The following is a 6872-nucleotide window of genomic DNA, read 5'->3' as shown; positions in this document are numbered from 1 at the left end:
ATCGACAATATTTCCCTGTACTTTTATTTATTTTTCTGCTGTCCTTACTCTACGCTGTTATTTATGGTTTTAGTTGATGTTGCTTGAGTTGGATAGTTCTACTATTTTTTGTTCTGATTCTGACAGTTAATGAGTGGATTGTTGTTTATTATATAATTTACCTCCTCTTTGCTGTGTTAGCTTTAGTGTTTGGGAAATTTCTTTTTGAAATAGAAAGAAGTTGCAGCAAAAATGAAATCAAACAAAGTAATTATCTTGTGGGTCGATAAAAAATAGAAGAAATCAAATAAAGCAACACATTGTTCTGTGTCAAAATAATTTCAGTTAAGTAATAAAACGAATAGGTATCGATCCCGATTTTCTAGGAGAAGTTATTTATTTGTTTTATTGCTTGCTTAATTTTTAACCATCTGACTTTTTTAATTATCACTTATTTTGCTTTTGCATTTTTTAAAACAATCTGTTATACTAATAAAGTTAGTTAGGGGTCGTTACGGATTCGACAGGCATTATGAGGCATATTTTGCGACTCGTGTGGCGACGTAAACGCTCAGTTAAATATAACTGCAAAAAATAACACTTCTTACGCTCTAGCTGCCTAAAAAACAGCAGGCGTGACCCGATTTGGATTGCTCGTGTTCAATGACAGGTCTTATGATTAGCGAGATACGATCAAGCCTTGTCTAGCGGCTTGATAAGAGATTGATAGACTCGCAGTTTCTAGGCTTGAGTTATGTGTCGAGGGACTGTTAAACTAATACATAACCTATGGTTGTAGACAAATATGTTGACAGGTGTTTGGACGTGGGTTCGACTCCCACCGGCTCCATTATTCCTTTGCATTCTTTCGCAAAACTTGGTAAAACGTTGTTAAGTCAGCGTTTTTTTTATTCTTGATTTTAAAAAAATACTGGCGGTGGTCATTTTGTTAGTAACTCCCTTATTCAGACCAATCTTGCAGCCTATGTCAATCAGACAATGGGGGATATTGATAACCTCATCAACACAACGCTACCAAAGAGTGTGAGACAGGTGTATCAGTCCATCATTGAGGAGGCAACAGCAAAGGTTGTCACAGGTCTTGCAACATCAGACAAGGCTATTTCAGATACTGTCATGAAGTGGGCTAAAAAAGGCTTTTACGGTTTTACGGATAGTCAGGGCAAGCGTTGGAGAGCTGATACCTACGCTAGGCAAGTTATCAAGTCCACGGCTTGGCGTGTCTATCGTGAGGTTAGAATGGCTCCAGCTGAGGAGTTGGGTATAGATACCTTTTACTATCACAAAAAGGCCACGGCAAGAGAGATGTGCGCTCCTTTGCAACACCAGATAGTAACTACAGGGGTTGCTAGAACGGAAAAAGGGGAGCGTATTTTAGCATTATCAGACTACGGCTACGGATACGCTGGAGGCTGTCAGGGTATTAACTGTACTCATGAAATCACTCCCTTTGTTGTGGGTACTAACTATAAGCCTGATTTGAGGGAGGATGTCAAAGATATAACCTGAGCAGGCTATCGAAAATGCCAACGTACAAGCTAAACAGAGAGCCCTAGAGCGTTCTATCAGACAGTCGAAGGAATATCTACACGTTGCAGAGAAACTGGGTGACAAAGAGCTGATAGACAAGTATAAAAACAAGGTTAGGATCCAACAGGGAGCCATGAGAGACTATCTCAGACAGCACCCTTTTCTACACCGTGATTACGCTAGGGAAAAATATTATGATGAGCCTTATCATAAGACTAAGAAAGAGGTCGAGGTAAGACGTGAACTAGCCAAAATGGAAAAGCACAAGGCAGAACAAAAAGAAATGCGACAACGTTTCACTTCTGCTGTGAAAGATGGTATAATTAAGGCAGAAATCAACGAACAGAAACAAGCTGACCACATCAGAGGTACTAACGAATGGCATAGGAGACTTGAAACTGACTTAGCTAATGGTAAGCAGTTTGAACCAAGTTATTTGACGGTATCAATGGAGGAGGCAGCCAAACTTATTAAACGTTACTCTGGCACAGGGAAGTTCTTGTATAAAGAAGACCCTAACTACATTCCTAAAAAAGAAATCATCAAACATGATAACAAGGTTGGCGTGTATATTGACCAATCTACAGGAGAGATGTTTGAAACTGATAGCTTTAGAATACATTACAGGAAGACAGGAGCACATATTGTCCCAACGTATGGAGGTAAGCCGTGAAATTATGGACTTTTTTAAGACAAAACGTGAAACTTGTGCTTAAAGATGGCTCAATCGTTTCAGGTTTTGTCCAAGAATACTGTAGTAAAGATGATAATGATGAGGAAGTTGACTCAGTTGGCTTAGATGTCAACGGTACTCTTTATGAGTATTTTGAAACTGAAATCATTAGTATTTCATTAACTTAGCGCTTAGTTCAATCTAGGCGCTTTTCTTATACCCAAAATCAGGAGGAAACTATGAATAAACGTATCAAAAAGAAACGTGAACTTGAGAACCGTCTAAAGAAAGCAGAGCAAGCTGTGGAGTACTTGCTTTGTCAAAACAATCAACTTTGGTACATTGTTGATGAGATGAAAGAAATCAACTCACAGAACACAGAGGCTACTAACAACCGCTTTGACCAGATTGAGGCGGAGGTTAAGGCTCTCAAAAAGACTCAGAAAAAGTCTTGGTTTAGTCGTAAATAAGGAGGGCATAAATGCACTATCGCAAAAGACCAGTCATGATTGAAGCTATCCGATTTGATGGAACAAACTATGAAGAAGTCAAATCTTTTATCGGTCAAAGCACTCTATGCTCTAATCTTAGCGTTGTCATTCCAACCTTAGAGGGGAATATGGTTGCTCAAAAAGGCGACTATATCATCAAAAGTGTGCACGGTGAATTTTATCCTTGCAAACCTGATATTTTTACAGAAACATACGAAGAAGTAGAGTATCTGAACATTTTAGACACTCTGTAGGAGGTGGTCACTCATCTTGACTGGTAGGAAAGACTACTCTATACCGTTTGGAAATCCAAGCGGTTTTTATTTTGCCCTGGATATGGCGTAAAAGTGTCTGTATCTCAGTCCCTCGTGACGTAAAACAAAGGAGTTAAGGTATGAGCCTTAAACGTGAGATGTTAGTTGAGGCAGGTATTGAGGACAAGGCTGTCATTGACAATATTATGCAAGCGTACGGTGCAGGCATTGAAAATGCCAAGTCACAAGCTAAGTCTGAGGTGCAGGCAGAAAATGACAGCTTGAAACAACAGCTTGAGCAACAGAACCAAGCTATCAAGGACTTGCAGGCAAAAGAGGGAGCTAGTGAGGAAAGCAAGCAGCAGCTGGCAGACTTACAAGCTCAATTTGACCAGTACAAGACGGATAGTGAGGCGCAGCTTGCTCAGGTCACTAAAACTAATGCTGTAGCACTTGCTTTGAAAGATGTGGGAGCTTACAACTCTGAGGATTTGATGAGAGTGTTGACTCTTTCCGAGGATACTAAGAAAAAAGGAGAAAGTTTCTTGTAGAAAAGTATTAATACCAATTTAATGATAAAGGTAGAGGATAGAAGTAATGAAAGAGAAAAATGAGGAAATGAAACTGTTTGTAACGTGATGATAATTGATTGAAAACGTTTTAAAACTATGTTATAATGGAAACATACTATATTATAAAGGACAAAGACATTTGACAAGGTAGGTTATATGCCAAATAATTGGGAAGAATTTCTAGATCCTTATATCCAAGCGGTTGGAGAATTAAAAATAAAGCTAAGAGGGATTCGAAAGCAGTATCGAAAACAAAACAGACATTCTCCCATTGAGTTTGTAACGGGACGAGTTAAGCCTATTGAGAGTATCAAAGAAAAAATGGTGCGCCGCGGTATTACCGATGCCAACCTTGAGCAAGATTTACAAGATATCGCTGGATTGCGGATAATGGTACAGTTTGTTGATGATGTTAAGGAAGTGGTGGAGCTACTTCATAAACGACAAGATATGCGAGTGGTGCAAGAACGAGACTATATTAATCATCGTAAGGCATCGGGGTATCGTTCTTATCATGTTGTGGTTGAATATACAGTAGACACCATTAATGGGTCGAAGACGATTTTGGCTGAGATTCAAATACGTACCCTAGCCATGAATTTCTGGGCGACGATTGAGCATTCTCTGAATTACAAATATCAAGGTGACTTTCCAGAGGAAATTCGGCATCGTTTGGCGACGACTTCTAAAATTGCTTATGAGTTGGATGAAGAAATGCGTAAAATTCGAAACGACATTCAAGAGGCACAGGCACTCTTTGATCCCTTACACCGAAAATTAAATGACGGTGTTGGAAATAGTGATGATAGCGATGAAGAATACAGATAAAAAAATTTCCATAATTAGTAATTGGCGTCCTCATAGCCAGATAGTAGCAACAGAATTGAAAAAAAAGTTACGACAGGCGGACTTTACGCTTACAGATAAGAATCCAGATGTTGTTATTTCCATCGGTGGGGATGGGATGTTGCTTTCTGCTTTTCACAAGTATGAAGAGCAGCTAGATAAGGTTCGCTTTGTTGGAGTTCATACGGGGCATCTAGGTTTTTATACGGATTACCGCGATTTTGAGTTGGATAAACTGATAGATAATCTTAAATTAGACACAGGAGCTAAGGTTTCCTATCCTATTTTAAATGTAAAAGTATTTTTGCAGGATGGAACGGTCCATAATATCAAGGCACTCAATGAGGCTACGATTAAGGCAGTCATTAAAACCATGGTGGCAGATATTTCCATTAATGGCGTTTGTTTTGAGCGTTTCCGCGGAGATGGTGTGTCTGTTTCAACGCCAACGGGCAGTACAGCTTATAATAAATCTCTCGGTGGAGCTGTTTTACACCCAACGATTGAAGCCCTTCAGTTGGCTGAAGTAGCGAGTCTGAATAATCGTGTTTATCGAACACTGGGCTCTCCTATAATCGTTCCTAAAAAGGATAAGATTGAAATTGTTCCACAACACCAAGATGAGTATGTTTTGTCTATCGATAATGCCGCTTATCGATTTGATAAGATTCAAAAAATTGAGTATCAGATTGATCACCATAAGATTCACTTTGTAGCCTCTCCAAGCCACACTAGCTTTTGGAATCGTGTCAAGGATGCCTTTATTGGCGAGGTGGATGAATGAGGTTCGAATTTATAGCAGATGAGCATGTTAAGATTAAGACATTTCTCAAAAAACATGAGGTTTCAAAGAGTCTACTTGCAAAAATTAAATTTCGTGGCGGTGCTATTTTAGTGAATGGAGTGGAGCAAAATGCGACTTATTTACTAGATATAGGAGATGAGGTAACGATCCATATTCCTGCTGAGCTAGGATTTGAAACTCTTGAAGCAGTAAGGAAAAAGTTGATTTTGGTCTATGAGGATGATCACTTTTTAGTGTTGGATAAACCAGCTGGAGTAGCTAGTATTCCCAGTGTGAATCATTCAAATACGATGGCTAATTTTGTAAAAGCCTACTATATTGATCAAGGGTATGAAAATCAGCAAGTTCATATTGTAACACGTTTGGATAGAGATACATCTGGTCTGATGCTTTTTGCAAAGCACGGTTATGCCCATGCGCGATTAGACAAGCAACTACAAAAGAAAACGATAGCGAAACGTTATTTTGCTTTGATTAAAGGTGAGGGGGAGTTGGAGCGTGAGGGAGAAATCATTGCCCCAATTGCTCGTGACGAAGACTCTATTATTACGCGTCGAGTCGCCAAGGGTGGTAAGTACGCTCATACAAGTTATAAAGTTCTTGCCTCTTTTGGTAAGATACATTTAGTTGACATTCAGCTTCACACAGGAAGAACCCATCAAATTCGTGTGCATTTTTCCCATATTGGATTTCCACTTCTGGGAGATGACCTATATGGTGGAAGCATGGAAGACGGTATCACACGACAAGCGTTACACTGTCATTCACTAACGTTTTATAATGCTTTTTCAGAAAAGGAATTACATCTTGAAAGTCCGATTCCATCAGATTTTCAATCAGTTATTGATTCATTAGTTAATATAAAAGGAGACAAATAATGAAAATTTTTGATTCAATTAAAGAAGCGCTAAAAGGTAAGGAGGTACGCATTGTACTTCCTGAAGGAGAGGAACCACGTATACTTCAAGCAACAAAACGTTTGGTAAAAGAAACAGATATCACTCCAGTCCTCTTGGGAAATCCTGAAAAGATCCGTATTTACTTAGAAATTGAAGGAGTGACAGAAGGGTATGACATCATAGATCCTGCTAACTGTTCTTGTTTTGAAGAGATGGTAGCAGCTATGGTAGAACGTCGTAATGGTAAAGTGACAGAAGAAGAAGCACGGAAGTTATTGACAGAAGATGTCAATTACTTTGGAGTTATGCTTGTTTATATGGGAAAAGTTCAGGGAATGGTTTCTGGAGCGATTCATTCAACGGCTAGCACAGTTCGTCCAGCATTACAAATTATTAAGACTTTGCCTTGGGTATCTCGTACCTCTGGAGCTTTTTTGATGGTAAGAGGAGATGAACGGTATATTTTTGGGGACTGTGCAATCAATATTGACCCTGATCCAAGTGTTTTGGCAGAAATTGCGGTGAATTCTGCGACAACTGCTCAAATATTTGGTATTGATCCTAAAGTAGCTATGCTGAGTTATTCAAGTAAAGGAAGTGGCTTTGGCGAGAAAGTAGAGAAGGTTGTTGAAGCGACTCGGATTGCCCAAGAGATGCGTCCAGACCTAGCTATTGATGGTGAATTACAGTTTGATGCAGCTTTTGTTCCAGAAACTGCTGCACTTAAAGCACCCGGAAGTTCTGTAGCTGGCCAAGCAACTGTGTTTGTTTTTCCAAATATTGAAGCGGGAAATATCAGCTA

The 6872-nt window shown here is 39.3% G+C and carries 8 protein-coding genes, 1 other RNA gene and 1 pseudogene; all 10 read left to right on the top strand.

Features of this window, described 5'->3' with window-relative positions; genetic code table 11:
* Positions 1 to 484 precede the first annotated feature (484 nt).
* Positions 485 to 832, top strand: a transfer-messenger RNA (tmRNA) gene (gene ssrA, locus STRDD10_RS09555).
* Positions 833 to 909: 77 nt separating this feature from the next.
* A pseudogene (locus STRDD10_RS11810) lies at positions 910 to 2203 on the top strand (phage minor capsid protein); the annotation flags it as partial.
* A gap of 26 nt (positions 2204 to 2229) precedes the next feature.
* A complete protein-coding gene (locus STRDD10_RS09545; RefSeq protein WP_443031102.1) occupies positions 2230 to 2391 on the top strand; it encodes a hypothetical protein in 162 nt (53 codons plus the stop codon).
* Positions 2392 to 2442: 51 nt separating this feature from the next.
* Positions 2443 to 2673 carry a hypothetical protein gene (locus STRDD10_RS09540; protein ID WP_067195531.1) on the top strand — a complete coding sequence of 77 codons (231 nt, stop codon included), beginning with the start codon at positions 2443 to 2445 and terminating at the stop codon, positions 2671 to 2673.
* A gap of 11 nt (positions 2674 to 2684) precedes the next feature.
* The gene (locus STRDD10_RS09535) at positions 2685 to 2948 is read left to right on the top strand and encodes a hypothetical protein (protein ID WP_067195528.1); all 264 of its coding nucleotides are present in this window, start codon (positions 2685 to 2687) and stop codon (positions 2946 to 2948) included.
* 140 nt (positions 2949 to 3088) lie between these two features.
* Positions 3089 to 3499, top strand: a complete 411-nt coding sequence (locus STRDD10_RS09530; protein WP_082782093.1) for a phage scaffolding protein — start codon at positions 3089 to 3091, stop codon at positions 3497 to 3499.
* A gap of 177 nt (positions 3500 to 3676) precedes the next feature.
* Entirely contained in the window at positions 3677 to 4348 is a 672-nt protein-coding gene (locus STRDD10_RS09525; RefSeq protein ID WP_067195526.1) for a GTP diphosphokinase, read from the top strand.
* Positions 4332 to 5150, top strand: coding sequence for an NAD kinase (locus STRDD10_RS09520; RefSeq protein WP_156468646.1), 819 nt, complete (start codon positions 4332 to 4334; stop codon positions 5148 to 5150). Before STRDD10_RS09525 ends, STRDD10_RS09520 begins: the two co-directional genes overlap by 17 nt.
* Positions 5147 to 6049, top strand: a complete 903-nt coding sequence (locus tag STRDD10_RS09515; RefSeq protein WP_067195521.1) for an RluA family pseudouridine synthase — start codon at positions 5147 to 5149, stop codon at positions 6047 to 6049. Before STRDD10_RS09520 ends, STRDD10_RS09515 begins: the two co-directional genes overlap by 4 nt.
* A partial coding sequence (locus STRDD10_RS09510; protein ID WP_082782092.1) for a phosphate acetyltransferase occupies positions 6049 to 6872 on the top strand: 824 nt, incomplete at its 3' end. The genes STRDD10_RS09515 and STRDD10_RS09510, both read left to right, overlap by 1 nt.

The organism is Streptococcus sp. DD10 (assembly GCF_001578805.1).
Lineage (GTDB): Bacteria > Bacillota > Bacilli > Lactobacillales > Streptococcaceae > Streptococcus.
This window is presented reverse-complemented; position numbering and strand designations above follow the sequence as displayed.